At 70.3% G+C, this 25,553-nt stretch carries 17 protein-coding genes; 8 read left to right on the forward strand and 9 right to left on the reverse strand.

The window, feature by feature from the left end:
* Positions 1 to 9: 9 nt before the first annotated feature.
* Complete coding sequence (locus OG206_RS28575) at positions 10 to 1,056, reverse strand: zinc-dependent alcohol dehydrogenase (protein ID WP_327121101.1); 1,047 nt, start codon at positions 1,054 to 1,056, stop codon at positions 10 to 12.
* Positions 1,057 to 1,192: 136 nt separating this feature from the next.
* Here OG206_RS28575 and OG206_RS28580 point away from each other — a divergent pair, with 136 nt between their 5' ends.
* The 5 genes from OG206_RS28580 to OG206_RS28600 all read left to right on the forward strand — a co-directional run bounded on the left by OG206_RS28580 (position 1,193) and on the right by OG206_RS28600 (position 6,865).
* Complete coding sequence (locus OG206_RS28580) at positions 1,193 to 2,596, forward strand: ABC transporter substrate-binding protein (protein ID WP_327121103.1); 1,404 nt, start codon at positions 1,193 to 1,195, stop codon at positions 2,594 to 2,596.
* A gap of 34 nt (positions 2,597 to 2,630) precedes the next feature.
* Positions 2,631 to 3,611: a carbohydrate ABC transporter permease gene (locus OG206_RS28585; RefSeq protein ID WP_327121105.1), complete on the forward strand. Its 981-nt coding sequence runs from the start codon at positions 2,631 to 2,633 to the stop codon at positions 3,609 to 3,611.
* Between the two features lie 80 nt (positions 3,612 to 3,691).
* A complete protein-coding gene (locus OG206_RS28590; protein WP_327122427.1) occupies positions 3,692 to 4,558 on the forward strand; it encodes a carbohydrate ABC transporter permease in 867 nt (288 codons plus the stop codon).
* Positions 4,559 to 4,634: 76 nt separating this feature from the next.
* Entirely contained in the window at positions 4,635 to 5,843 is a 1,209-nt protein-coding gene (locus tag OG206_RS28595) for an ROK family transcriptional regulator (RefSeq protein WP_327121107.1), read from the forward strand.
* A gap of 113 nt (positions 5,844 to 5,956) precedes the next feature.
* On the forward strand, positions 5,957 to 6,865 hold the full coding sequence (locus OG206_RS28600; protein ID WP_327121109.1) for a Gfo/Idh/MocA family protein: 909 nt from the start codon (positions 5,957 to 5,959) through the stop codon (positions 6,863 to 6,865).
* Positions 6,866 to 6,987: 122 nt separating this feature from the next.
* Here the strand turns inward: OG206_RS28600 and OG206_RS28605 are convergent, their stop codons facing one another.
* Positions 6,988 to 8,811 (reverse strand): SpoIIE family protein phosphatase, encoded by a 1,824-nt coding sequence (locus OG206_RS28605; RefSeq protein WP_327121111.1) that lies wholly within the window; start codon positions 8,809 to 8,811, stop codon positions 6,988 to 6,990.
* A gap of 455 nt (positions 8,812 to 9,266) precedes the next feature.
* Between OG206_RS28605 and tkt the strand changes: the two genes are divergently transcribed.
* Positions 9,267 to 11,441, forward strand: a complete 2,175-nt coding sequence (gene tkt / locus OG206_RS28610) for a transketolase (protein WP_327121113.1) — start codon at positions 9,267 to 9,269, stop codon at positions 11,439 to 11,441.
* A gap of 56 nt (positions 11,442 to 11,497) precedes the next feature.
* On the opposite strand, the gene OG206_RS28615 is transcribed toward tkt, so the two are convergent.
* From OG206_RS28615 to OG206_RS28635, 5 genes are all read right to left on the reverse strand, one after another.
* Complete coding sequence (locus OG206_RS28615; RefSeq protein WP_327121116.1) at positions 11,498 to 14,356, reverse strand: NHLP bacteriocin export ABC transporter permease/ATPase subunit; 2,859 nt, start codon at positions 14,354 to 14,356, stop codon at positions 11,498 to 11,500.
* Between the two features lies 1 nt (position 14,357).
* A complete protein-coding gene (locus OG206_RS28620; RefSeq protein WP_327121117.1) occupies positions 14,358 to 16,619 on the reverse strand; it encodes an NHLP family bacteriocin export ABC transporter peptidase/permease/ATPase subunit in 2,262 nt (753 codons plus the stop codon).
* Entirely contained in the window at positions 16,616 to 17,422 is an 807-nt protein-coding gene (locus tag OG206_RS28625) for an HlyD family efflux transporter periplasmic adaptor subunit (RefSeq protein ID WP_327121119.1), read from the reverse strand. Before OG206_RS28625 ends, OG206_RS28620 begins: the two co-directional genes overlap by 4 nt.
* Positions 17,423 to 17,504: 82 nt before the next feature.
* Positions 17,505 to 17,732, reverse strand: a complete 228-nt coding sequence (locus OG206_RS28630) for a type A2 lantipeptide (RefSeq protein WP_327121121.1) — start codon at positions 17,730 to 17,732, stop codon at positions 17,505 to 17,507.
* Positions 17,733 to 18,500: 768 nt separating this feature from the next.
* A complete protein-coding gene (locus tag OG206_RS28635) occupies positions 18,501 to 20,681 on the reverse strand; it encodes a discoidin domain-containing protein (RefSeq protein WP_327121124.1) in 2,181 nt (726 codons plus the stop codon).
* Positions 20,682 to 21,430: 749 nt separating this feature from the next.
* On the opposite strand from OG206_RS28635, the gene OG206_RS28640 reads away from it, so the two are divergent.
* Both OG206_RS28640 and OG206_RS28645 read left to right on the forward strand, forming a co-directional pair.
* Positions 21,431 to 22,267 carry a hypothetical protein gene (locus OG206_RS28640; RefSeq protein ID WP_327121126.1) on the forward strand — a complete coding sequence of 279 codons (837 nt, stop codon included), beginning with the start codon at positions 21,431 to 21,433 and terminating at the stop codon, positions 22,265 to 22,267.
* A gap of 132 nt (positions 22,268 to 22,399) precedes the next feature.
* Positions 22,400 to 23,095 carry a class F sortase gene (locus tag OG206_RS28645; RefSeq protein WP_327121128.1) on the forward strand — a complete coding sequence of 232 codons (696 nt, stop codon included), beginning with the start codon at positions 22,400 to 22,402 and terminating at the stop codon, positions 23,093 to 23,095.
* 91 nt (positions 23,096 to 23,186) lie between these two features.
* Here the strand turns inward: OG206_RS28645 and OG206_RS28650 are convergent, their stop codons facing one another.
* Together OG206_RS28650 and OG206_RS28655 are read right to left on the reverse strand one after the other, a co-directional pair.
* On the reverse strand, positions 23,187 to 23,318 hold the full coding sequence (locus OG206_RS28650; RefSeq protein WP_327121130.1) for a hypothetical protein: 132 nt from the start codon (positions 23,316 to 23,318) through the stop codon (positions 23,187 to 23,189).
* A gap of 385 nt (positions 23,319 to 23,703) precedes the next feature.
* Positions 23,704 to 25,500 (reverse strand): FAD-dependent monooxygenase, encoded by a 1,797-nt coding sequence (locus OG206_RS28655; protein ID WP_327121132.1) that lies wholly within the window; start codon positions 25,498 to 25,500, stop codon positions 23,704 to 23,706.
* Between the last annotated feature and the right edge of the window lie 53 nt (positions 25,501 to 25,553).

Below are 25,553 nucleotides of genomic sequence, written 5' to 3' on the forward strand. Positions count from 1 at the left end.
CCGCGGGGGTCAGAACTCCAGCACGACCTGGAGGGCGTCGGCGGGGGTCTCGTCGAGCAGCACGTAGGCGTCGGCGGCCTCGGCCACCGGGACGACATGGCTGACCAGGGACTTCACGTCCACCTGGCCCTCGGCGACCAGCGAGAGGAAGGTCTTCTGGAGCCGCTCGACGGTCCAGCGGCCGGCGAGCTGCGGGGGCACTCCGCCGATCTGGGAACAGATCAGCTGCACCCGGTTGTGGTGGAACTCGTCACCGAGCCGAAGACCGGCGCCGTCGCCCTGGTAGAAGCCGGACGCGACGACGCGGCCGCCGACGGTCACGGAGCGAATGGCCTCGTGCAGGGCGGGGTACACGCCGCTGATCTCGATGGCGACATCCGCGCCGGCCCCGCCCGTGGCGGCACGGATGCTCTCGGCGACGCTGTCCGCGCGGGCGTTCAGCGTGTGCCGCGCACCGTACTCCCGGGCTGTCGCCAGCCGGCCGTCCAGTGCGTCGACCGCGGTGACGCGCGCGCCGTTGAGCTGCGCGAGGCGGGTGGTCAGCAGGCCGATGACGCCCTGGCCGAAGACGGCCACGTCCTCGCCGAGGTGGATGTCGGCGGCGAGTATCGCGTTGTACGCGATGGCGCCGACCCGGGCGAAGGCCCCGGCGAGCGGCTCCAGGTCCGCGGGGAGGGTGTGACCGACCATGCGCTCGGCCGGGACGATTCCCTCGCTGCGGTGGCCCCAGATGCCCCAGACCAGATCGCCGGTGGCCGGCATCCCCGGGGTGCCGACGAGCTCGGGCGAGACCTCGGTGACCTCGCCGACCTCCGAGTAGCCCCAGCCGGCGACCGGGTACTCGATGCCGGCAGCACCGTCCCGGAAGATCCTGGCCTCGGCGTCCCAAGTACGCGTCAGGTACGGGTTCGTTCCCCTATAGGCAGTTAGTTCGGTTCCTGCTGAAATGCCCGAATAGCGAGTTCGGACTCGCAGATGTCCCGCGGGAAGCGGAGCGCTCTCGTGCTCGGCGACTTCTACCTGGCGGGGGCCGGTGAACTGGACGACGCGTTCCACGGGAGGCTCCGTTGGTGCTGGAAGGGGTGTTACTCGCTGACTTCAGTCGAAGATATCTCAGAGTTATGTCTTGTCAAGAAGCAAAAGTGATGCTGAGATGCATCAGGAAAGTGCGTAAGTGGCGTGAGGACACAGCATGGTGATGAAGACCCGACGGTCAAAGGCGACCCTGCTCGGGCTCGCCGGGACCCTGGCTGCAGGTCTGCTCGCAGGCTGCTCCGGCAGCTCAGGTGCCGAGCGGCCCGACAACAGGATCACGGTGTGGTCCCAGGAGAACCTGCCGCCGCGGATGGCCGCGACCCAGAAGGTCGTCGACCGGTTCGAGAAGGAGACGGGCGTCAAGGTCGACCTCGTCGGCGTGGACGAGACCCAGCTGCCGCAGCTGATCATGTCCGCTGCCGCCGCCGGCAAGCTCCCCGACGTCATCGGGGCGGTCCCGATGGGCCAGGTCTGGCAGATGTACGGCAACGGCCTGCTCAACACCGAGGTCGCCGACCGCGTGGTCAAGGACCTGCACCCGGAGACGTTCAACGGCAACGCGCTCTCGCTCACCGCCGACGGCGGCACCCGGCTCGGCGTCCCCTCCGACGCGTGGCTCCAGATCCTCGTGTACCGCAAGGACCTCTTCGCCAAGGCCGGACTCGACGCGCCGGACAGCTACGCGAGCGCCCTGAAGGCCGCCGCGAAGCTCGACAAGGGCGGCCGGGACGGCATATCCCTGGCCTCCGACCCCTCGGACGTCTTCACCCAGCAGAGCTTCGAGGACCTCGCCCTGGCCAACGGCTGTGAGCTGGTGGACGAGGCCGGCAAGCCCGCCCTCGACTCCCGGGCGTGCCACAACGCCTTCACGGCGTACAACGACCTCGCACGCAAGCACGGCGCGCCCGGCAGCCAGACCGTGGACACCACCCGTGCCACCTACTTCGCCGGGAAGTCGTCCATGGCGGTCTGGTCCTCCTTCCTGCTGGACGAGATGGCCGGCCTGCGCGACGACGCGCTGCCCAGCTGCCCCGACTGCAAGAAGGACCCGAAGTTCCTGGCCCGCAACACCGGGATCGTGACCTCCCTCAAGGGCCCCGACGGCAAGGAGCCCGCCCAGTTCGGCGAGATCACGTCGTGGGCGGTCACCAGGACCGCGGAGACCGACGCGTCCCGGAAGTTCATCGAGTACATGATGGGCAAGGGCTACGCCGACTGGTTCGGCATGGCCCCCGAGGGGAAGATCCCCGTCCGCACCGGCACCCCGGAGAAGCCCGGCTCCTTCCAGCAGGCGTGGCGCGGCAGCGTCATGGGCGTCGACCACCGCGAGTCCATGCAGAAGGCCTACCCCCCGGGCCTCCTGGACCGGCTCGTCACCGGCGTCGGCGACATGAAGCGATGGGGCCTCACCCAGGGGCAGGGCACCCTCGTCGGCGCCACCAACGGCGAACTCCCCGTCGCCAAGGCCATCGGCGCGATGACCAGCGGTCAGATCTCGCCCGAGCAGGCCGCCAAGGAGGCCAACGACGAAGTGTCCGCCCTCCAGAAGTCCCTTCAGTAGCCGCACGCCGCTCCGTCACCGAGGTAACCCACCCATGAGCTCCATAACGAGCGGTGCGAAGAAGCGCCGCGTCCCACCGCAGAGCAGCAGCAGGCGGGAGAACCGGTCAGGTCTCGCCTTCGTCACGCCCACCTTCCTGGTGGTCCTGGTCGTGGTGATCCTGCCGATCCTGTGGACCGTCCTGCTCGCCTTCCAGAACGCCAAGCTCGTCGACATCCAGGAGAACGGCCTCTTCGGCCACTGGACCCTCGACAACTTCTCCCAGGTCTTCGGCTCCCCCGGATTCTGGAGCAGCCTCGGCACCACGCTCCTCTACACCGTCGGCGCGACCGCGGGGTCCGTCGTCCTCGGGCTGATCGCCGCCCTCGCCCTGCGCAGGCCCTTCCGTGGGCGCGGAATCCTGCGTGCCGCGATGCTCCTGCCGTACGTCGCCCCCGTGGTCGCGGTCTCGTTCGTCTGGGAGGTCGCGCTCAGCCCGCAGTACGGCATCGTCAACGAGTGGGGCCGCAAGCTCTTCGGATGGGACGACCCGATCGCCTTCCTGTCCACCCGGTCCTACGAAGTGGGCGTGCTCGGCGTCCACTTCCACATCCCGCTCGCGCTGCTCACGGTCATCGCCTTCGAGACCTGGCGCTACTTCCCCTTCGCCTTCCTCTTCATGCTGGCCCGCCTCCAGGCGGTACCGGCGGGACTGGAGGAGGCCGCGGAGGTCGACGGCGCCACGATCTCCCAGCGCTTCCGGCACATCCTGCTGCCGCAGCTGATGCCCGTCATCGCCCTGCTGTCCGTCCTGCGCTTCATCCTGACGTTCAACAAGTTCGACGACATCTACCTGCTCACGGGCGGCGGCTCGGGCACGGACGTCGTGGCCGTCCGCGTCTACGACTTCCTCACGTCGCGCTTCGACGTCGGGGCCGCGTCCGCCCAGGCACTCGTCCTCGCGGTCGTGCTCATGGCCCTCCTGGGCATCTACTTCAAGTTCTTCGGCAAGAAGGTCCAGGAGGAGTCGGCATGACCCCCACCCCCACGATGACCCGCGAGCAGCCGGGACGCACCTCGCGTCCGGTGCCGTCACCCGCGCGCCCCAAGGCCCGGCTGACCCGTGCCCAGTTCGAGAACCGGTTCTTCGGTGTGCTGCGCTGGGTGGTGATCGCCTTCCTCGCGGCGATCACGATCGTGCCCTTCTACTACATGCTGCTGCTGTCGGTGAAGCCCATCGACGCCTTGCTCCTCGACCCGGGCAACCTCTGGGTGTCCGCCAAGGACTTCACGTTCGACACGTACGAGAGCGTCCTCAAGTCGACCTCGGACGGCGGCCAGGGCTTCCTGAGGATGCTGCTCAACTCGGCGCTCGTGGCCATCGCGACCGTCATCCTGACCCTTGCGGCGGCGGTGCCCGGCGCCTACGCGGTGAGCCGGCTGAAGTTCTTCGGCAGCCGGCAGGTCAGCGCGCTCTTCCTCGCCGTATACATGTTCCCGGCGACGCTGCTGGCCGTTCCGCTCTTCGTGATGTTCGCCAAGATGGGCCTGTCCGGAAGCCTCGTGGGACTCGCCATCGTCTACATCGCGCAGACCGTGCCCGTCTCCATCTACATGCTGAAGAACTACTTCGTCACCATCCCCTTCAGCATCGAGGAAGCGGCGGCGATCGACGGTGCGTCACGGCTCCAGACCGTACGCAAGATCATCCTCCCGCTGGCGCTGCCCACGCTCATGGCCACCGGGCTGTACGTCTTCATGATCGCCTGGAACGAGTTCCTGTTCGCCCTGCTCTTCCTGGCGGCCGACCCCGACAGGTGGACGGTATCCCTGGGCCTGCAGCAACTGGCCAACGGCATCGAGGTGTCGAAGACGGTACTGATGGCCGGGTCGGTCGTCCTGACCATCCCTGTGGTACTCCTGTTCTTCTCCGCCGAACGGCTCCTCACCGAGGGCCTGACCAGCGGTGCGGACAAGGGCTGACGCCAGGAGCCGGGACGACGGCCGGGAGGCCACCGGGGCAGGCACGGGCGAGACTGACAGGGCGAGGACGGCGGGGATGGCAGGAAACCAGGCCAGCGCGGGGCATCTGCTCCAGCTGATTCGCAGCGGCGAGGCGACCACGCGCGGAGAGCTCCAGCAGGCGACCGGCCTCTCCCGCTCGACGGTGGGACACCGGCTCGACCAGCTCTTCGGAGCGGGCTGGCTGCGTGGCGCCACCGGAACCTCCACCGGTGGGCGGCCCTCCGCCCGGCTGGAGTTCGACCCCTCGCACGCCGTGGTGCTCGTCGCCGACCTGGAGACCCGGCACGCCCGGGTCGCCCTGCTCGACCTCTCGGGCACGGTCCTCGCCGAGCACACCGGCACCCTCGTCATCGCCGACGGCCCCGACCGCGCGCTGGACCAACTCGCCAGCTGGTTCGGCCCACTGCTCGCCGAGGCCGCCGTCGGACCCGAACGGGTCTGCGGCATCGGGCTCTCCGTGCCGGGGCCCGTCGACTGGGAGTCCGCCCAGATCGTGCAGCCGCCGATCATGCCCGGCTGGGACCGGTTCCCCGTACGGGAGCGCCTGCGCGAAGCCTGGACCGAGCACGTCGGCCGGATGCCCGCCGGCGGGCCGCTGCCGGTGTTCGTCGACAACGACGCCAACCTGATGGCCCTGGCCGAACAGCGTGCGGGCCACCCGGACTGCAGCGCCTTCGTCCTCGTCAAGGCGTCGACCGGGATCGGTGCCGGCGTCGTCGTGGGCGGTGAGGTGTACCGGGGCATCGACGGCGGAGCCGGCGACATCGGCCACATCCGGCTGCACGACCGCCCCGACGCCCTGTGCATGTGCGGTTCCTACGGCTGCCTCGCGGCGGTCGCGAGCGGCCGGTCCATCGCGGGTCAGCTCACTGCGGCGGGAGTGCCCACCGCTTCGGGATCCGATGTGCGCGACCACCTCGCCGCGGGCCAGCCCGACGCGGTCCGGCTCGCCCGTGAGGCAGGACAGCGCGTCGGCGAGGTGCTGGTCACCGTCGTCACCCTGCTCAACCCCGGGGTACTGATGCTGAGCGGAGACCTGGCGAGCACCCCGTTCCTCACCGGCGTACGCGAACTCATCTACCAGCGGGCCATGCCACGCACCACCGCCCACCTGCAGGTCGTCACCTCGGCGCTGGGCGATCGGGCGGCGCTCACCGGAGCCGCCCGTATGGTCATCGACCACCTCTACGCCCCCGACCGCGCAGACGCCCGGCTCGCGGCCCTCGCCCGGGCCGGTGTCTGAGGGCCGCAGCACGAGGCCACCACCGGTGCGGACCCGCAGGGCTACCACGGCCGTGACCGGCACCACCGGTGACCGGCCGCACCACATCCCCCGCAGATCCGACGGAGAGCACCATGTCCAGCACCACCCCCCTCACGCACACCTGGTCCCACGAGCCCGTCCGCGTCGGCCTCGTGGGCGCCGGCCCATGGGCGCGCACCATGCACGCCCGCATGCTCGCGACCGGCCCCGAGACGGTGCTCGCAGGGGTCTGGGCCCGCCGCCGCGAGGCGGCCGCCGAGGTGGCCGAGCCCTACGGGGCACCCGTCGCCGACTCCTTCGAGGAACTCCTCGACACATGCGAGGCCGTGGCGTTCGCGGTGCCGCCCGCCGTCCAGGCCGCCCTCGCACCGCGTGCCGCGGCCGCGGGACGCGCCCTGCTGCTGGAGAAGCCGCTGGGCGCCGACCTCGAATCGGCACGCGCTGTGGCGGACGCCGTCGACGAGCACGGGGTGATCTCCCAGCTCGTCCTCACGAAGAGGTACCACCCGGTCACCCGTGCCTTCCTCGCCGAGGCGGCCACCCGCGAGGTGACCGGCGCACGCTCCTGCTATCTGCACGGAGCCTTCCTCGGCGGGGAGTTCGCCACGTCCTGGCGGCTGGAGCACGGCGCACTGCTCGACCTCGGCCCCCATCTCCTGGACATCCTCGACACCGCGGTCGGGCCCATCGTCTCCGTCCGCGCCGCGGGGGACCCGCGCCGCTGGGTCGAGCTCACCTGCGAGCACGAGAACGGGGCGGTGAGCCAGGCATCCCTGTCCGGCAGCGTGCGGCTTCCCCAGGCGCGGACCCGCGTCGAACTCTTCGGCGCCGGGGAGGAGTTGGTCTACGACACCGCGGGAATCGACCACGAGGAGTGCTGGCCCGTGCTCCGCCGGGAGTTCGCCACCGCCGTACGGAGCGGGGTGGGCACCGGCATCGACGCGGCCCACGGACTGCGCATCCAGCGGCTGCTCGACCAGGCAGCGCAGGGCGCTCGCTGAGACCTCGACGGGCGGGGAGGCGGCGGCTTCACACCCTCCTCCCGGTCCGTCGTGGTGCGACGGGCCCCGCATGACGGGCGTACCCCGTCGCAGAAGATTCACGGCCCGGACTCCCGGGTGCGTCACGTCGGTTCGGAGGTGTCCCTCACCGGGGAGCCCTCGATGCGCGAACCGGGTGCGCCTCGGTTGGACGCCGCCGGGCTGTGCGCGTACTGCGGGGGTGCCTCGCCGGGGCCCGCCCCGGCCCCAGCGGCCGGCACGCGGAGGACCAGCAGCGCCACGTCGTCGCCGCTGGGGTCGATGCGGGCGAGCAGCTCGTCGAGGAAGTCCTCGATGTCGTGCCCGGCCAGGTCCGAGGCGTGCCGGCGCAGTGCGGTGAGCCCCGCCTCGATGTCGCGGGCGCGGCTCTCCACGAGACCGTCGGTGTAGAGCAGCAGGGTCGACCGGGCCGGGAGTTCCACCCGCGCGTCGGGCCAGTCGAGACCCATGTGCAGGGCCGAACTGAGGCCCAGGAGCGGGCCGTGTCCCTCTTCGAGGAAGCGGGTGCGCCCGTCCGCCGTGATCAGCAGGGGCGGGGGGTGCCCGGCATTGACCCACTTGAAGTGCCAGGGGCCGCCCTCCGGGCCCTCGACGCGACCGAAGACACACGTCGCCATGGGGGCGTCGCTGGTGTGGGTCATCGCCTCGTCGAGCCGGCGCATGATCAGACTGGGGGGTTCCGTGCGGTCCCACGCCAGGGCGCGGAGCATGTTGCGGACCTCGGCCATGTGGGCGGCGGCCTGGAGGTCGTGCCCGACGACGTCCCCGATGACCATCGTCATCACACCGTCGCTGAGGAGGAAGGAGTCGTACCAGTCCCCGCCGATCTCCGCCGCGCTCTCGGCGGGACGGTAACGGGCAGCCAGTCGCAAGTGGTCGACCTGGGGGAGAGGGGTGAGAAGCTGCCGCTGCATGGTCTCCGCGACATGACGCTGCTGTTCGAACAGCTCCGCCGCCTGCATCACGAGTCCGGCGCGCCGCCCGATGTCGGCCAGCAGGAAGAGCTCGGCCTCCGTGTACGACGACCCGGCGGCCGAGCGTGCCACGGTCAGCTCGCCGAACACTTGGCGCCGGGTGTGCAGGGGTACCACGACGCCGCAGGTTCCGCCGAGGCGGTCGAACAGCTGCCGGTGGGCGGCCGCGAGCGGGGTGTCCGGCGGCTCGGCCAGCGCCGCCTCGTCCAGGACGACCGGCCGGAAGCCCCGCAGCGCCTGGATGCCCGTCGAACCCGACGACTCGGCCTGCGGCGGCAGAGGCCCCTTGAGCGCGTCGGCCGCCGCTGGGTCGTCCATGCTGCGGGCGGCGACGCGCCGCATGCCGCCCTTCTCGGCGGACGTGTGCACATCGACGACCGCCCAGTCACCCATCTCCGGCACCAGCAGCCCGGCCAGCCTGTCCAGCATCTCCGGGGTGTCCGTGGTGGAGATGAGGACGGTGGAGACCTCCGCCACCATCGTCAGCCGTGCGGTGAGTCCCTCCAGGGCCGCGAGGTGGGCCGCGGTCTGCTCGGCCGCGTCGCGGTGCAGGCTGAAGTCGTGGAAGACGATCACCACGCCCTTCAGGCGCCCTTCGTGCCGGAGTGGGGTGGCGGCCCAGATGACCGGCACCAGACTGCCGTCCCCGCGCAGGAACAGTTCGTCGCTGCCCTCGTCCGGCCGGCCGCTCTCCAGTACGGCGAGCATGGCGCACTCGGCGCGCGGGAAGGTGCTGCCGTCCTTCCGGCGGTGCAGCAGATCGTGCAGGTCGTGACCGAGCAGCTCGTCCCTCGACCGGCCGAGCATCTGCTGCGCCCGGGGATTGGACGCCGTCAGCAGACCGGCGGTGTCGGTGACGAACACGCCCGCACCCAGGCTGTCGAACACGGTGCGCATGAGTCCCAGCTCCAGCAGCCCGTCCTCGTCCCTCATGGCGTGACCCCCCGTGTCCGGGGGTGAGCGGCGGGTTCCGGGAGGCCTGCGGGTTCCGGGCGGTCTCCCGGATCCGACCCGGGCGTCCTGCCGTCCCTCGCCGGAACAGCCGTCTGCGAGGTCATGCCATGCCCTTCCGGTCGGTTCGGCCGGAGCAGAGACCGTTCCGTCCGGGGAGCGGGCCCCGCCCGCGCGCGTGGCCACATCGTCTGCCCATCATTCATCCGCCCCGCCCGTTCCGCCGCTCGGGGCGTCTTCTCCACGGGTCTGCCCGGCGCCCCGGCGGGTAGGCGACCGGGCGACGGGGCACGCGTCGCCGCCACCCGCGCCGGCCACTCTCCGCCCGGGCCCGCTCCGGGTGCGGGCGGAGACGAGGGAACAGAGGATGCGAAGGGTGGCGAGCCGCACCGAACGGCTCCGTCGTACAGAGAAGCCACATCCGAGGGAGACAACCCATGGCGCCCGAGCGATCCTCATCCGGCAGCACCCGCGACCCCGGGCTCGCTCTTCCCGTGGCGGAACGGGCGGGCTGGACCGACCTCGACGTGCGGGCGGTGGACACCGTCAGGGTCCTGGCCGCCGACGCCGTCCAGAAGACGGGCAACGGACATCCGGGTACGGCGATGAGCCTGGCGCCCCTCGCCTACCTGCTGTTCCAGCAGGTCATGCGCCACGACCCGGACGACGACCAGTGGCTGGGCAGGGACCGTTTCGTCCTCTCCTGCGGCCACACCAGTCTGACGCTCTACATCCAGCTCTACCTGGCCGGCTACGGGCTCGACATGGAAGACCTGAAGGCCCTGCGCACCTGGGGATCGGCCACCCCCGGCCACCCCGAGTACCGGCACACCCGGGGCGTCGAGATCACCACCGGACCGCTCGGACAGGGGCTCGGCGCGAGTGTGGGGATGGCCATGGCGGCGCGCAGGGAGCGCGGTCTGCTCGACCCCGACGCCGCCCCCGGCACCAGCCCGTTCGACCACCACGTGTACGTACTCGCGTCCGACGGCGACATGATGGAGGGCGTCGCCTCCGAGGCCTCGTCGCTCGCCGGCCATCAGCAGCTGGGCAACCTCGTGGTGTTCTACGACTCGAACCACATCTCCATCGAGGACGACACCGACATCTCCTTCAGCGAGGACGTCCCAGCCCGCTATGCCGCGTACGGCTGGCACGTGCAGACGGTGGACTGGACCCGTACGGGCGACTACGTCGAGGACGTCGACGCCCTGCTCGCCGCGATCGAGGCGGCCAAGGCGGAACGCTCCCGCCCCTCCCTGATCATGCTGCGCACGATCATCGGATGGCCGGCCCCGACGAAGCGCAACACGGGCAAGGCACACGGCGCGGCACTGGGGGACGACGAGGTCGCCGGCACCAAGCGGCTCCTCGGCTTCGACCCGGACGTGTACTTCCCCATCGAGGACGACGTCCTCACGCACACGCGGGCGGTGGGGGAACGGGGCAGGGCGGCCAAGGCGGACTGGCAGAAGGGCTACGAGGCGTGGCGCGGGGCGAACAGCGGGCGGGCCGCGCTGCTGGACCGGTTGCGTGAGCAGGAACTGCCGGACGGCTGGACGGACGCCCTGCCGGTGTTCCCCGCGGACCCCAAGGGCATGGCCACGCGCAAGGCGTCCGGCGAGGTGCTCACCGCCCTCGCGCCGGTGCTCCCCGAGCTGTGGGGCGGCTCCGCGGACCTCGCGGGCAGCAACAACACCACCATGGACGGCGAGCCCTCCTTCGTCCCGTCCGACCGGCAGACCTCCGAGTTCGCGGGCGGTCCCTACGGGCGCACCCTGCACTTCGGCATCCGCGAGCACGCCATGGGAGCCGTCCTCAACGGGATCGGCCTGCAGAGCCTGACCCGCCCGTACGGCGGCACGTTCCTCACCTTCAGCGACTACATGCGTCCCGCGGTGCGGCTGGGCGCTCTGATGAAGCTCCCCGTCACCTACGTCTGGACGCACGACTCGATCGGTCTCGGTGAGGACGGCCCCACCCACCAGCCCGTCGAGCACCTGGCCGCCCTGCGGGCGATTCCCGGCCTCGACGTCGTACGCCCCGGCGACGCCAACGAGACGACCGTCTGCTGGCGGACGATCCTGGAGCACACCGACCGCCCCGCAGGTCTCGTGCTGACCCGCCAGAACCTGCCCGTGCTGGACCGCGGGGACGGTGCCCACGCACCGGCCGAAGGGGCGGCCCGCGGCGCCTACGTCCTCGTCGATTCCCCCGAGGCCACGCCCGACGTCATCCTGGTGGCGACCGGGTCCGAGGTCGAGATCGCCCTCGACGCACGCACCCGCCTGACGGGCGAGGGGCTGGCCGTGCGCGTGGTCTCGATGCCCTGCCGCGAGTGGTTCGAGGAGCAGCCGCAGTCCTACCAGGACGAGGTGCTGCCGCCGGGGGTACGCGCCCGGGTCAGTGTCGAGGCGGCGGTCGGCCAGGGATGGCGCGAGGTGGTCGGCGACGCCGGCCGGATCGTGAGCCTGGAACACTACGGGGCCTCGGCCGACTACCAGCGGCTGTACGAGGAGTTCGGCATCACCGCCGAGGCCGTGGAGGCCGCGGCACACGACAGCATCCGGGATGCCGCGGAGACCCCGAGGCCCGGCGGCCAGAGGAACTGAATCCGTCCGTCCGGGCCGGGGAGGACCGAGTCCTCCCCGGCCATGAGGCGGACTGCTCAAGCCATCTGACGCCGCACCAGTTCGTGGAGCTGCCCGTCCTTGTCCGCGAGCAGTTGGGCGGGCGGCCCCTCCTGGACGACACGGCCCTCCGCCATGACGATCACGCGGTCGGCGTCCAGCACCGTGGACAGCCGGTGCGCGATCACGACCCGGGTGGCCCGCAGGGACCTGGTGCTCTCGATCACCGTCCGCTGGGTCTCGTTGTCCAGTGCGCTGGTCGCCTCGTCGAAGAACAGGATGCGCGGGCGCCTGACCAGGGCCTGCGCGATCATCAGCCGTTGGCGCTGCCCGCCGGAGATCGCCCCGCCGCCGGAGATCATCGTGTGCAGGCCCATCGGCATGCGCTTGATGTCCTCGGCGAGCCCCGCCATCGCGGCGGCCTCCCACGCCTCCTCCTGCGTGAAGACCTCGGCGCCGCAGATGCAGTCGAGGATCGACCCCGACAACGGCTGTGCGTTCTGCAGGACGACCCCGCACTGGCGGCGCACTGCGGCCTGGTCCAGCGAGGCGAGGTCCTGGCCGTCGTACAGGACGCTGCCCGAGAGCGGCCGGTCGAAGCCGATGAGCATCCTCAGGAGCGTGGACTTGCCGCACCCGCTGGGCCCCACGATCGCGACGAACTCACCCGGCCGCACGGCCAGTGACACGTCGTCCAGGACCACGGGGCCGTCGTCGGTGTAGCGGAAGGTGACGCCCCTCGCCTCGATCTCCCCGGACAGCGGCCCGGGCTGCGTGCTGACCCCCCGCACCTCGGGTGCCTCGTCGAGCACCGGCTTGATCTGCTCGAACATCGGCAGGACGGCCGCGGCCGACACGAACGCACCGGTGAGCTGGGTCACCGCGGTCAGCAGCATCGTCACGGACGTGTTGAAGGTCAGGAACTCGCTCGCCGACAGCGAGCCGCGCGCCGGACCGGCCAGCAGCATGAAGACGACCAGGGAACACAGCGGCAGATAGACCGCGTTGAGCACCGTCGTCAGATTCTTGATCCGGCCGGCCCGCTTCTGCAGCTCACGGCTCCGCGCGAACTCCGCCGCCCATGCCCCGTACGCGAAGCTCTCGGCCGCGGCGACGCGCAGCTTCGGCAGCCCGCGCAGCGTCTGGAATGCCTGGTTGTTGAGCTTGTTGCCCAGCTCGACCAGCCTGCGCTGCCAGCGCAGCTCCCACATGCCCATCGTGAGGAACACCGCGGCGATCACCACCAGCATCGCGACGGCCGTGAGCGCCAGCGGGACGCTGAACCAGAGCAGCAGCCCCAGATTCATGGCACCCAGCGTGCCCGCCTGCACGACGACGGGACCGGTGCCGGACAGCACCCGCCGGATCGCGCTGACTCCCATGGCCGCGCTCGCCAGCTCCCCGGTGGACCTCTCGGTGAAGAACTTCGTCGGCAGCCGCAGCAGCCGGTCCCACACCGCGGGCTGGAGGGTGCTCTCGATACGCCCCTCCATCCGCAGGATCGTCAGGTTCTGCAGGAGCATGAAAGCGGCCGACACGACTCCGGTGATGATCACCGCCAGGGAGACCTGCACGATGAGACCGGTCTCGGCCTCGGGCACGTACACGCCGAGCACCCGGCCCGTCGCGACCGGCACCAGTGAGCCGAGCGCGACCGTCACCAGCCCGGTCAGCACCAGCCTCCGTATGTCGGTGCGGGTGCCGAAGAGGCCGAAGCGCAGCAGCTGCCATCTGCCCAGGGGCCGCTCGGGCAGAGGCCGGTAGAACATCACGGCCCGTTCCTCGAACTCCTCCGCGCTGTCCGCGTCCACACGGGCGCGCCGCCCGGTCAGCGGACTGACGGCCTCGTAACGGCCGCGACGCCACAGCAGTGCCACCGGTGCCCCCGACGCGGCCCGGCGCCCCACGAGCGGGCCGGCGTCCGTCCGCCACCAGCGCCCGTCCAGCCGCACCGCGCGCGTCCGGATACGCGAGGCGACGGCGACCTGCTCGACCGGATCGATCCGGTCGCTGACCGCGCCGCCCGTCGCGGGCGCGGAAAGGACGATCCCCGAGTCCCGGGCCACCAGCCGGCAGGCGGCGTACACAGCGTCGTCCGAGGCGTCCGCCGAACGCGAAGTGCCCCTCCCGGACCGGCCCATCGACGTCAGAAGCGCCCGGTCGGCCTCCTCGCGTACGGCCTCGCCCGCCTTCATCCCGGCCGCGGTCCGGTCCTCGTGCGCGCGCTCCAGCTGCTCGATCCAGCGGTCCAGCGCCGACAGCAGGCGGAACTGCTGGTTGACCATCCCCTGCCACATCCCGGCGTCGACGAGCAGGTCACCGGCCGCCTCGGCGCTGAAGGCGGCGCCGTACTGCACGTCCCCGGGAGACACGGGCAGCCACAGGACGTCGTCGTCGCCGACCACGTCGTCGACCGTGGTCCGCCCGTCCAGCGGAGCTTCGAACAGGACCCGCCGGCTGCGCCCCACACCGAGCGAGAAGGCGTGCTCCAGCAGGCTGAGCGTCGCGTCACCGGTGTCGTAGTGGCTGCGGAACTGTCCTTCGAAGCCGCCCTGCTCCGCGTGGGCGGGCCGGTACAGCTCGCGCAGCGCGATCCGGCGCAGCTCGCACTGCTGGAGAGGGCGCCCGACCAGGGTGTGCCGGGGGCCCTCGACCGGGCCCAGGACGAGGGCCCCCGGTTCGAGACGGCCCAGGAAGTGCCAGTGCCCCTGCGCCGCCGCGTCCACCGCGAACAGGTCGAGGGCGCCGCCCGTGACCAGCCACAGCACCTGCGGCCCCTCCAGCGGGAGACTCCGCAGACCCGTGCAGTCGACCGGTGTGCCGAGCGTCCCCAGCGCGTCGATGACAGGGTCGGCCCCGGGGGCGGCCGTGGCCGGGAAGGGGTGTGCGGATGCCACTTCAGTGCTCCCTGACCAGCTCGGCGTACGGGCCTCCGGCAGCCGCCAGGTGTTCGTGCCGGCCGCGTTCCACCACCGTCCCGTGGTCCAGGACGACGATCTCGTCGCTGTCGCGCACGGTGCTCAGCCGGTGCGCGATCACCACACAGGCACAGCCGCGCCGCCGCAGGTTGTCGATGATGACCCTTTCCGTCTCGGCGTCCAGCGCGCTCGTGACCTCGTCCAGGACCAGGATGCTGGGGCGGCGGACGAGCGCCCGGGCGATCTCCAGGCGCTGACGCTGACCGCCGGAGAAGTTGCGGCCGTCCTGCTCGACGCGGCTGTGGATGCCCCGGGGCCGCCGGGCCACGACGTCGTACAGCGCGGCGTCCCGCAGCGCCTCTGTCACCGCTTCGTCGGGGACCGAGGGATCCCACAGCGCCACGTTGTCCCGGACCGTGCCCTCGAAGAGGAAGACGTCCTGGTCGACGAAGGAGACCGACGCCGCCAGAGCGCCCCTGGGTATGTCCTCCAGGCGCTGCCCGTCGATGCGGATCACACCCTCCCAGGGCCTGTAGAGCCCCGAGACGAGACGGGAGACCGTCGACTTGCCGCTGCCCGAACCGCCGACGAGAGCCACCTGCTGCCCCGGCCCGACCGTCAGCGAGAAGCCCGTGAGCAACGGCTTGTCGAGCGGGCTGTAGCCGAAGGTGATCTCCTCCAGCGTCACGTGGCCCTTCAGCCGGCGAGTGCTCGCGGCGGGCTCGCGGCGGGAGTACAGCGGGTCGACCGGGAAGTTCTCGACGTCCTTCAGCCGCGCCACGTCGGCCGCGAAGTCCTGGATGCGCCCGGCGACCCCGTTGAGCCGGGTGACGGGTGCGGTGAACCTGGTCACCAGCGCCTGGAAGGCCACGAGCAGGCCGATCGAGATGTGGCCCTCGACCGCCCTGAGTCCGCCGATCCACAGGATGAGCGCGCTGTTCAGCGTCGCGAGGAGCGGGGCGACGACACCCAGCCAGGCACTCGGCACCCCGAGGCGCTGCTGCTCCTCCAGGGTCGTCGCGTGCTGGCCCGCCCACCGGCGGAAGTAGCCGTTCTCGCCACCGGTGGCCTTCATCGTCTCGATCAGCTGGAGGCCGGTGTACGAGGTGTTCGTCAGCCGCGCGCTGTCGGCCCGCAGTTTCTGCGTGCCGGTGGCCCTCAGCCGTACGACGATGCGCATCGCCACCACGTTGAGCAGGGCGATCCCCACCCCGATGACGGTCAGCTGCGGATCGTACGTCCACAGCAGGAACGCGTAGAGGAGGACGACGACGCCGTCCACACCGGCCGCGGTGAGATCCCGGGCGAGCGTCTCGGCCACCGCGTCGTTCGACTGCAGCCGCTGGACGAGATCGGCGGGACTCCGCTGAGCGAAGAAGGTGACCGGCAGCCTGAGCAGGTGCCGGAAGAAGCGCGCGCTGCCGAGCGTGGACGAGATGATGCGTCCGCGCAGCAGGTTCGCCTGCTGCAGCCAGGTCAGGACGACGGTGAGGGCCACCATGGTGCCCATCGCACCGAACAGCAGCCCGAGCAGGGAGGTCTGCTCACCGATCAGGAACATGTCGATGTACGTGCGGCTCAGGGCCGGCAGCGCCGCCCCGACGGCGACCAGCAGCAGGCTGGCCAGCAGGGCGACCAGCATCGTGCCGGTGGTGCCCCGCAGCCTGGCGGGCAGGGCCGCGAGGACCCCGGGCCTGCGGCCTCCGCGGCGGAAGTCCTCGCCGGGCTCCAGGACGAGGACGACCCCGGTGAAGCTGGTGTCGAAATCCTCCGTGGGTACGAACCTGCGGCCCTTGCCCGGGTCGTTGACGTGCACGCCCCGCCGCCCCAGACGGCGTCCCATGCCGTCATACACGACGTAGTGGTTGAACTCCCAGAACAGGATCGCCGGCGCCGGGACCTCGGCCAGTGCGGCGGGTTCCATCTGCATGCCCTTGGCCCGCAGTCCATAACTGCGGGCGGCCTTCAGCACGTTGCTCGCGCGGGAACCGTCACGGGAGACTCCGCAGGCGATGCGCAGTTCCTCCAGCGGCACGTGGCGGCCGTGGTGCGCCAGCACCATCGCCAGCGAGGCCGCACCACATTCCACGGCCTCCATCTGGAGCACCGTGGGGGAGCGCACCGTCCTCGTCCGTCCCGGCTTCGGGGCGGGACGCGAGCGGCGCCCGCTCTCCGGCCGGTGTCTGCCCCGGCCGGAAGGCGGCAACTGCTGTGCGGCGGGCGACGGGTGGGGTGCGGTCACGGGAGCAGCCAATCGATCGGGTGCTGGTCGGAGAGGTGCACCGAGCCGGTGGCCAGGGTCATGGAACCGATCGCGTACGGAGGACCCTCGGCCGAGGACCACCGGTAGCCGGACTCCGTGGACTTCGAGTGCTCGATCCGCACCAGGACGGTCAGCGGCCGTCCGTGCCGGGAGAACTGCGCCCCGAGCTGGGCGTCGCCGAGGAAGCGGGTGATCTGCTGCCGCGTCTGGGCTGCCCTGCCGACCGCCGCCACCTTGCCCCGGAGGACCCCGTACCGCTGGGCGGGAACCGACTGCACGGTGAGGTCGACCTTCGCACCCACCGGGACCGACGCCGCGCTGCCGCCGGACACGTACAGCAGGACGACGAGGGGATCGTCGGCGCCCTCGATCCGCTCGACGCTCGCCACATCGGCGCCCGTCGCCACGACCGCTCCGATGGTCGCCGTGACGGACGTGAGACGGCCCGCGCCGATGGTGCGCACGACCTTTTCGCCGTTCTGTGTACGGACTTTGAGGAGCGGGGCATCGGCGGGCAGGCTTGCCCCCTCGTCGGCCAGCACCTCGGTGATCTGGCCGGCGACCGGGCTCTGCAGGACGTAACTGCCGCGCGCGTGCGTGAGGATGCCGGGGGCGTCGAGCGTACTCGCTACGGAGCCCGTCACGGCCCAGAAGCAGGCCGCGCCCATCACGGCGACGGTGACGCAGAGGACGAGCAGGCCCTGGGGGCGGGCGAAGCGCACCGGGAGGTCGAGGTGTTCGGGCGACTGCAGCTTGGAAAGCGCCTGTTGACGGAACTGCACGGAACTCTTCCCTCACCTGTCGGCGGTCGGCACCGAGCCCCGGAACCGACGGGTTCCGGGGCTCGGTGGGCACTGCCGTCTCTCAGAGACCGGCCGTGAGGCCGGAGGCCAGGCCGGTGACCGCGCCCGTGTTCACGCCGGTGGCCGACTCGACGAGACCCGTGACCGAGCCGACGACGCCGGAGACCGGGACGATGCTCTCGACGGTGCCCGTGACGTTGCCGGCGAGGCCGCCGATGAGGCCGCCCGAGACGTTGTCGAGGTCGTTGTCGGAGATCTCGGCGGTCTCGACCTGGGGGGTGTAGTTCATGATGAGCGCTGCCCTTCGTATGGAAATTGCTTCTATACGGAAACCGGGGGTGCGGCTTCCGTATGGGCCAGGATCAAAGCACGCCGGTGCCGCGCACAGCGAATCGAACTGCGGCCGCTCCGCCGTCGTCCGGGCCTCGAATTCGACTTTCGTGCAGAAGTGTTCATTTCATGGCGGCAGGTCCTTCACGAGCTTCACCGCATGAATTCTCGACCGACGCGGCCACGGGTCTCCCAAGTGGGGCACTCCCGCCCCAAACGCCTCGCGCCGTGGTCCGGACCAGCTGCTATGTGCCGAACGGCGTGATCGCTGTGCGCATGCCGTGTGCAGATTTCCCCGCGGCGACGGCTGGAGGAATGGCAACCCGGTGGGTGCGGTCAGACGGGAGGCCCGTTTCCGCGGCCGGTCACATCGACGGCGCTGCGGAAGATGAACAAGGCTCTCTTTTCCCTGCCCGCCGTATATCGGTGAAGGTGTCGGTATGAAGCATTTCCCTCTGTGTCGTACCCGTGGTCCCACCTTCTCCTCGGAGATATGGAGGAGCTGTGTCGCGTTCCGTTCGCACGTGAATGAAGTGTGCGGGGCGAAATGGAAATACCGCCCATAATGCGCCGCATTGGAGTGAGGTTTCCTGTGCACAGGCGAGCGGGCGGACCGGAGTTGTCGACCCACCTGCCGGCGCTCCTCGGGACGTGACGCGGGGCCCGGCCGTGACACTGCCGGGCCCCGCACCATGCGACGAGCCGAGTCCGCTCACCTCACCCCGGCTCAGGGAAAGGACACCACCTGGGACGGGATGGTCGATGTACCGGAGGTCGGTGATCCGGTGTTGTTGATGACGTGTTCGTACTGTCCCTGGCCGCCGAGGGAGACGACGAGCAGGTCGTGGAACTTCACTCCGGGCTTCACGGGCGCCTGGAATCCGTGCTGCTGGCGGATGCTCGGGTCGACGTTGAAGTAGCAGTAGCTGCCCATGCCCCAGCCCTCGTGCGTGGTGACCGAGTCGCCCACCTTGTAGGCGGCGTACCCCTTGATGTCCCCGTTCTGGATGGCGGCCTGGTTGGGGGCGTCGTACGCCTTCTCGTTCTGGAAGAAGATCGTCTTCCCGTTCTCGCCGTACCACTGGACGTCGTACTTGTTGAAGTGCTCCACGAACAGGCCCGTCGCCAGCACGTCGTCACCGTTGACCCGGAGACCGTAGTCGGACCGGTTGGTCTCCCAGCCGACCCCGTCACCGTGGTCCGCGCGCCACAACCAGGTGTGGTCGATGACGGTGTCGTCGCTGTTGACCACCATGCCGGTGGTCGCCTTGCCGGCTCCCGCGCCGCCGACCCGGACGAACACGTCCTGGAGGCTGGTCGGGTTGGCCGAGTGGTCGGCCGCCGCGCCATCGGGGCCCACCTGGACGAGCACCGAGGAGTTCTGCGTACCGGCGTCCACGAGGAGTCCGGCGAGCTTGACGCCGTCGACGTCGCCGACCTTGATCGCGGTCACGCCGTTGTCCGGGATGATCGTGGCGAGGCCGAGGCCCAGTGCGACGGTGTTCGCGCGGTTGATCTCGATGGGCTCGTTCACGTGGTAGATGCCCGGCGTGAACAGCAGATGCAGGCCCTGCCGTACGGCCGCGTTGATCGTCTGCGCGGTCGCGCCCGGTTTGACCACGTAGAACTGGCTCAGCGGGATGGACTCGCCCTGCGGGGTGCCGTTCCACGAGACGCCGCGTGCGTTGGTGCGCTTGGCGGGGACGAAGACCTTGTAGTCGTTGCCGTCGAGGTAGAGGAAGGGCTTCTCGCGGGAGACGGGGGTGTTGTTCAGGGTGGTGTAGGGCGGTTCGGGGAAGCTCTGGGCGGGTGCGCCCTCGACGCCGGAGAAGGTCATGTTCCAGACGCCGTTGCCCCAGCTGCCGATTGAGCTGTCGCGGGTGTACCACTGCTGCTGGGAGTAGGGGCCGACCTGGCCGTCGATCTTGCTGTCGGCGATGTAGCCGCCGCTGGCCCAGCCGTAGCCGTTCGGGGCGAGGTTGAGTCCGCCCTTGACGTGCATGCGGCGGAAGGGGGCGGCCTGGGAGACGGCCCAGCGGTTGGTGCCGTTGACGGGGTTGAGGGCGAGGTTCTCGGCCGAGCGCCAGAAGTTCTGAGTGGCGTTGCCGTTGAACCAGCCGGCGTCGACGGTGACGTCGCCGTTGAACGTGGTGTCGTCGGGCTTCAGGCCGAGGCCGGCGATCTGGGTGTAGAAGCCGATCTGGGCGTTGATGTTGTTGTACGTACCCGGCTTGAACATGAGCGCGTAGCGGCCTGTGCCGAACTGCGCGGACTCCTGCTGCTTGAAGATCGCGTCCACCTTGGCCTGGATGCCCGGCGTCGAGGGGTCGAAGACCAGTACGTTGGGCCCGAGGTCACCCCCGCCGGGGATCTGCGGGTCGCTGCCGCCGGTCGTGCCGAAGACCTGGAACTCCCAGAGGGAGTGGCCGTAGCCGGTGGCGCGAGCGGTGCCGGTCAGCCGGACGTAGCGGGCGGTCCCGGAGGCGTTCAGCGTCTCGGTACCGCCGGGGCCGGTGGTGGTGGAGTAGGCGGTGCTCCAGCTGCTGTTGTCCGAGGAGAACTCGATCCGGTAGGCCGTGGAGTAGGCCGCCTCCCAGCGCAGCACGATCTGGCTCACCGAGGCGGCGGCGCCGAGGTCGATCTTGATCCACTGAGGGTCGGAGAAGGTGCTCGACCAGCGTGTCCCGTTGTTGCCGTCGACCGCCGCGGAAGCGGGAGTGCCGTCGTTCTCCTGGCTGGAGGAGGTGACGGTCTTGCCCTGGGAGAGCAACGACGGCGCGGCGCTCGCGGGGGTCTGGGGGACGAGGGCGAGGAGGGAGAGGACCAGGCCGGCTATGACGGCCGGTACACCGCTGCGTCTGGCCCGCGATGCGGGGAGGGGTATGCGGAGCCGGGGATGTGCGTACATGGGGGTCTCCTGAGTCGTGGGGCGGGTACACGACGCGCACGGTCAGAGAGCGCTCTCTCCGACTGTGCGAGATACTCCACCCTTGTTACGAGCACGTCAATAGATGTGCAACAACCCTCGTCTCGGCGGCTGTTGACGACAAGGCCTGATGGCGGCTCCTTGTGATGCCCCTTTTGCCGGACGCCTTCGAGGCGGCGTGTTCCGTCCGGCGCGGCGTGGGTTCAGGAAGTGGCGGACGGGTTCGGGAGCGGCAGGCGGGTCCGGGCGCTGCGTGGGCCCACGAGCGGTCAAGGTCCCCCTGATGTGCCCGACCGGCGGTAGGAGACGGGTCCTGTTCGCGTCGGCCCGGGGGCCACGTGCCATCGGCCCGGACGGCGGCGCTGTTCCGGTCGGCCCTGTTCCATCGGCCGGCGCGGCCGGTGAGGCGGCGCGGACGGGTCGTCAGGCCGCCCTCGTCCGGGGGAGCGGCAGCTTGGAGGGAGTGCCCTGTCATGCTGCGACCGTATGAGTGCGACCCAGCCCCGTACACGATGATCGTCGCCGCTCAAACCTCCTCCCGGCGTGGCGTGCCGTCAGACGGGTGACATCTGGCTCCCTGTCACACGTTGGGCCCACCGCATGGCCCCAATGCGGCCTCCCCGAGTGGTGCGCGGTCCGGATCGGACTGACGGTGGATCACGTCGCACCCGTGATCCGATGAGCCGACAACCAGCCGGCCGACGCGGGAGTGGCGAAAGGACTGTGTATCCATGCGCACTGCCCGCACCCTGTTCGCCTCGGCCGCCGTCACGGCGGTCCTCGCGGTCACCACCCCCGCCGCATACGCCGTGACCTCGGCGGACGGCTGGGACAAGGACAGCGGTTCCTCCGCCAGCAGCAATGACGACCGTGAGAAGCCGGACTCGTGGAAGCACGAGAAGCCGGAGGGCGGTGTGCACGCCGGTGGCGGCGCGCTGGCCGGCGTGTCGGCGGACGACTGGGAGAAGGACAAGGAGTCCGGCTCCGGTAGCAATGACGACCGTGAGAAGTCGGACTCGTGGAAGCACGAGAAGCCGGAGGGCGGTGTGCACGCCGGTGGCGGCGCGCTGGCCGGCGTGTCGGCGGACGACTGGGAGAAGGACAAGGAGTCCGGCTCCGGTAGCAATGACGACCGTGAGAAGTCGGACTCGTGGAAGCACGAGAAGCCGGAGGGCGGTGTGCACGCCGGTGGCGGCGCGCTGGCCGGCGTGTCGGCGGACGACTGGGAGAAGGACAAGGAGTCCGGCTCCGGCAGCAATGACGACCGTGAGAAGTCGGACTCGTGGAAGCACGAGAAGCCGGAGGGCGGTGTGCACGCCGGTGGCGGCGCGCTGGCCGGCGTGTCGGCCGATGACTGGGAGAAGGACAAGGAGTCCGGCTCCGGCAGCGGCGACAGCGAGAAGACCTGGAAGCACGAGAAGCCCGAGGGCGGCATGCACACCGGCGGTGGCGCGATGGCGCTCTCCGGCAGCGGTCTGGCCGCGGGCTCGGTGCTGATGCTCGGCGGCATCGGTGCCGTCGCGTACAAGCTGCGCCGCCGCAACGCCTCGGGCGCCGCGGCAGTCTGACTCCGCCAGGCGACCCGCAGCACTGAATGAACCCTGTCGTGGCCGCCGCCCTCACCCGGGGCGGTGGCCGCGCCGATTTTCCCGGCGTCCAGGCCGGGCCCGCCCTCCCCGTACGCGAAAGGCAGCACGCGCATGGCCGCCCCGCAGCAGTCAGAATCCGTACCCGCCTCCCCTGCCCTCGGCCGTTCCCTGCTGTGGCCCGTCGTGGCGGTGGGGCTGGGCTTCCTTCTCGTCTACAACTCCTTCGACGCGTCGGCGGGGGTCACGCCGGCCCCCGCGGTGGTCTCGCTGCCCGCCCCGTCCGCGTCGGCCGCGGCCTCGCCCGCGCCGTCCAGCTCGCCGTCGCTCCTGCCGTCGGGCCTGCCCCGATCCGAACCGGAGCGGATCTCGATCAAGTCGATCGCCGTCGACGCCCCCTTCACCCCGCTCTCCATCGGTTCCAGCGGGCGGCTCGATCCGCCGCCCGCGAACGACGCGAATCTGGCCGGATGGTTCAAGGACGGGGCCACCCCCGGCGAGCGAGGCACCTCGGTGGTGGCGGGACACGTCGACACGAAGACCGGCCCCGCGGTCTTCCTCCTGCTCAGCACCCTCAAGGCGGGGAACACGGTGGACATCACCCGGGAGGACGGGGTCGTCGCCACGTTCAAGGTCGACTCGGTCGAGACGTTCAGCAAGACGGACTTCCCGAACAGCAGGGTGTACGCCGACAAGGGCACGGCCCAGCTGCGGCTGATCACGTGCGGCGGCAACTACGACAAGAAGGCCAAGGACTACGAGGACAACGTCGTGGTCTTCGCCCACCTGGCCTCGGTCAAGAGCACCTGAAACCCCGCCGCTGACACCCGGGTGCGGGAGTCCGGGACACCACTGCGCACTCCCGCACCGGTATCCGCTGGCCGAGTCCGGCGGGGCGGACCTACGATCCGGCGGTGACGACGACCCCCGCCGGACAGTGGACCCCGCCGACGCCCCGGACGAGGAGTGTTCCACCGCCCGACTCGCCCGACTCGTCGGGCACCCCGACCGGCGGGGGCGCCTGCGGGCTCATCCTCCTCGCGGAGCGGGCGGCCCGTGCCACTGGTGGTGCGGACGCGGCCGGGCCGGCGGAACTGATGCCGTGCGAGTGCCCGATTCGCCGGAGGAGGCAATGCTTATGGCCGGAACCCACGAGCGGCCCGGCGTTCACCTCCCGGGCCGGAGTACGCCTCCGTGGCGAGCGGCGAAGCTGCCCGTGCGGGTGCGGATCGCCTGGCTGCGCGCCGAACTGCCGGCGGACTGTGGTGTCTCCCTGCGCATGCGATACGCACACGGCGGACTCTTCGGAGGGCACGGCGTTCAGTCTCGTGCCTTCCACCGGGCCGTCATCGCGTCGAGTCCGGCGCGATGACGGCCAAGCGGAAGGCCCCTGTCCGGTCGGACAGGGGCCCACCCGGTCAGGCTTCGGGGGAAGCGAGAATCTGGTCGAAGACAGCCGTGAGACAAGCCAGCGGGTCGTCGGCCCCGTTGATCGAGCGGAAGGCGATGTAGCCGTCGGGACGGACCAGGAGCGCGCCGTCGGCCGAGATCGCGCGGTTACGCTTCCACGCCAACCGGATGTCGATGAGATCGACCTTGCCGAGCCCCACCCGTGCGCCGCGCAGCGGGATTCCCCGAACCTGCGCGATGCGTTCCGCCGCCTCGAGCCAGGCCTGACCGTTCTCACCGGCGATGAGAGCGAAGTGCCCGTCATGTGTCAGTGAGCGGAGCGCCATACGCTCATTGGACCGCTCGACCCAGGCGTGGGGCAGAGCATGGCCGGGCCTGCTGCTGGGTTCATAGAGACGGATCTCGTCAGGCGATACCGGCCGCGGGGTTCCGTCACCGACGATGGCTGCGGAGTCGTAGGTGTAGCCCATGGCGACGTTGTGCTGGTTGAACTCCAGGGTGGCCATTCCGAGCCACTCGTTGAACCTGTGCCGGCGCTCGGCGGCGCCGGGAAGGGTGCCGTCCCAGAACAGGCTCATGGCCGCCCAGTTCTTTTCAGCGCTCTCGCTGGTCGAGAGCCCCAGCGCCGAAGCCATCGAGTCCTGGTTGCCAACGGCCTTGGTCGCGGTCTCGATATTGTTCAGGCTGACCGGGCGTCGCTCGGCGGAATATGTGTCCAGGAGACCATCCCCGGCTCGGCCCTCCAGTACGGCGGCAATCTTCCAGCAGAGGTTGTAGGCGTCCTGGATTGCGCTGTTGAGGCCGAGCCCGCCTGCCGGGGGAAGCCGGTGGGCGGCGTCGCCGAGCAGGAATGCCCGACCGACTCGGAAGTCTTCGAGGAGGAACAGTTCGAGGTTCCACTCACTTACCCCGAGAATTTTCGCATCGAGGTCCGGAATTCCGATTGCCTCGCTTGCCCAGCGCAGCATCTTCTCGCTCTGGGACCCGTCCAGGTCGGGCCTCGAAACGGCGAGCATCCATTCCTCGGAGTGCCTCCCCCAACGAGTGGGGCCCTGGGGTACAAGGACCGCGCCGTATTCCAGGTGCTCCGGAAATTCCGGGTTGAAGACCCAGGTGAGCACGGAGTCGTCACCGGGGAGGTACTGGGACAGGTCCATGGACAAGTACAAGTTGACCAGTTTGCGCATGCGTTCATGCATCGTCACTTCGGCGCCGACCAGTTTGCCCACGGTGCGGCCCGCGTCGGCGCCGAGAAGATAGGCGGATCGCACAGTGTATGTCTCGCCGGTGTCCCGGTCCAGAACGGTCGAGGTCACCCCGTCGGCATCCTGTTCGATTCCGACAAGTTCGTGGTGGAACCGAGTGGTCGCCTCGGAATAGCTCTCGGCGTGCTTCCGGAGTATGGGCTCGGTGTGCAGGAGGGAGAGGTTCGCGTCGGCCTCCGGGCTCGCGGCGATGTGGTCCGGGTCGGCGTGCCCGGCACCCAGGGAGTCCAGGAACCCCAGGAGGCGGCCGTGCCCGTCCTCCGGGCCGCCGCCCGCGAGTCCGGAGTACCAGGCGACCCCCTTCATGTTTTCCTGGGGCGTTGCCTTCGCCCTGATGTCGGGAGCGACGCCCATGTCGGCGAGTATTTCCATGGAGCGCTGGTTGAGATAGTGCCCGCGGGGAAGAGTCGTTGTATCCGGGTAGCGGGTGACGAGTAACGAGCGGATGCCCAGTCTGGACAGCAGGATTGACGAAGTGAGGCCGGCTCCGCCACCGCCCACTATTAGAACCGGAACCTCGATATCGGTTTTCTCGGACATGCGGCCTTCCCTCTCATGAGAATGAATTGAAACTGATGCCCGTCATCCCCTGG

Origin of the sequence: Streptomyces sp. NBC_01341 (assembly GCF_035946055.1) — a bacterium.
Taxonomy (GTDB): domain Bacteria; phylum Actinomycetota; class Actinomycetes; order Streptomycetales; family Streptomycetaceae; genus Streptomyces.

What these genes read in the sequence shown, in the direction of transcription:
- OG206_RS28580 (WP_327121103.1), top strand. Translation starts at nt 1,193, where the DNA reads ATGGTGATGAAGACCCGACGGTCAAAGGCGACCCTGCTCGGGCTCGCC.
- OG206_RS28585 (WP_327121105.1), top strand. Translation starts at nt 2,631, where the DNA reads ATGAGCTCCATAACGAGCGGTGCGAAGAAGCGCCGCGTCCCACCGCAG.
- OG206_RS28595 (WP_327121107.1), top strand. Translation starts at nt 4,635, where the DNA reads ATGGCAGGAAACCAGGCCAGCGCGGGGCATCTGCTCCAGCTGATTCGC.
- OG206_RS28600 (WP_327121109.1), top strand. Translation starts at nt 5,957, where the DNA reads ATGTCCAGCACCACCCCCCTCACGCACACCTGGTCCCACGAGCCCGTC.
- OG206_RS28605 (WP_327121111.1), bottom strand. Translation starts at nt 8,811, where the DNA reads ATGAGGGACGAGGACGGGCTGCTGGAGCTGGGACTCATGCGCACCGTG.
- tkt (WP_327121113.1), top strand. Translation starts at nt 9,267, where the DNA reads ATGGCGCCCGAGCGATCCTCATCCGGCAGCACCCGCGACCCCGGGCTC.
- OG206_RS28630 (WP_327121121.1), bottom strand. Translation starts at nt 17,732, where the DNA reads ATGAACTACACCCCCCAGGTCGAGACCGCCGAGATCTCCGACAACGAC.
- OG206_RS28635 (WP_327121124.1), bottom strand. Translation starts at nt 20,681, where the DNA reads ATGTACGCACATCCCCGGCTCCGCATACCCCTCCCCGCATCGCGGGCC.
- OG206_RS28640 (WP_327121126.1), top strand. Translation starts at nt 21,431, where the DNA reads ATGCGCACTGCCCGCACCCTGTTCGCCTCGGCCGCCGTCACGGCGGTC.
- OG206_RS28645 (WP_327121128.1), top strand. Translation starts at nt 22,400, where the DNA reads ATGGCCGCCCCGCAGCAGTCAGAATCCGTACCCGCCTCCCCTGCCCTC.
- OG206_RS28650 (WP_327121130.1), bottom strand. Translation starts at nt 23,318, where the DNA reads ATGAGCCCGCAGGCGCCCCCGCCGGTCGGGGTGCCCGACGAGTCGGGC.
- OG206_RS28655 (WP_327121132.1), bottom strand. Translation starts at nt 25,500, where the DNA reads ATGTCCGAGAAAACCGATATCGAGGTTCCGGTTCTAATAGTGGGCGGT.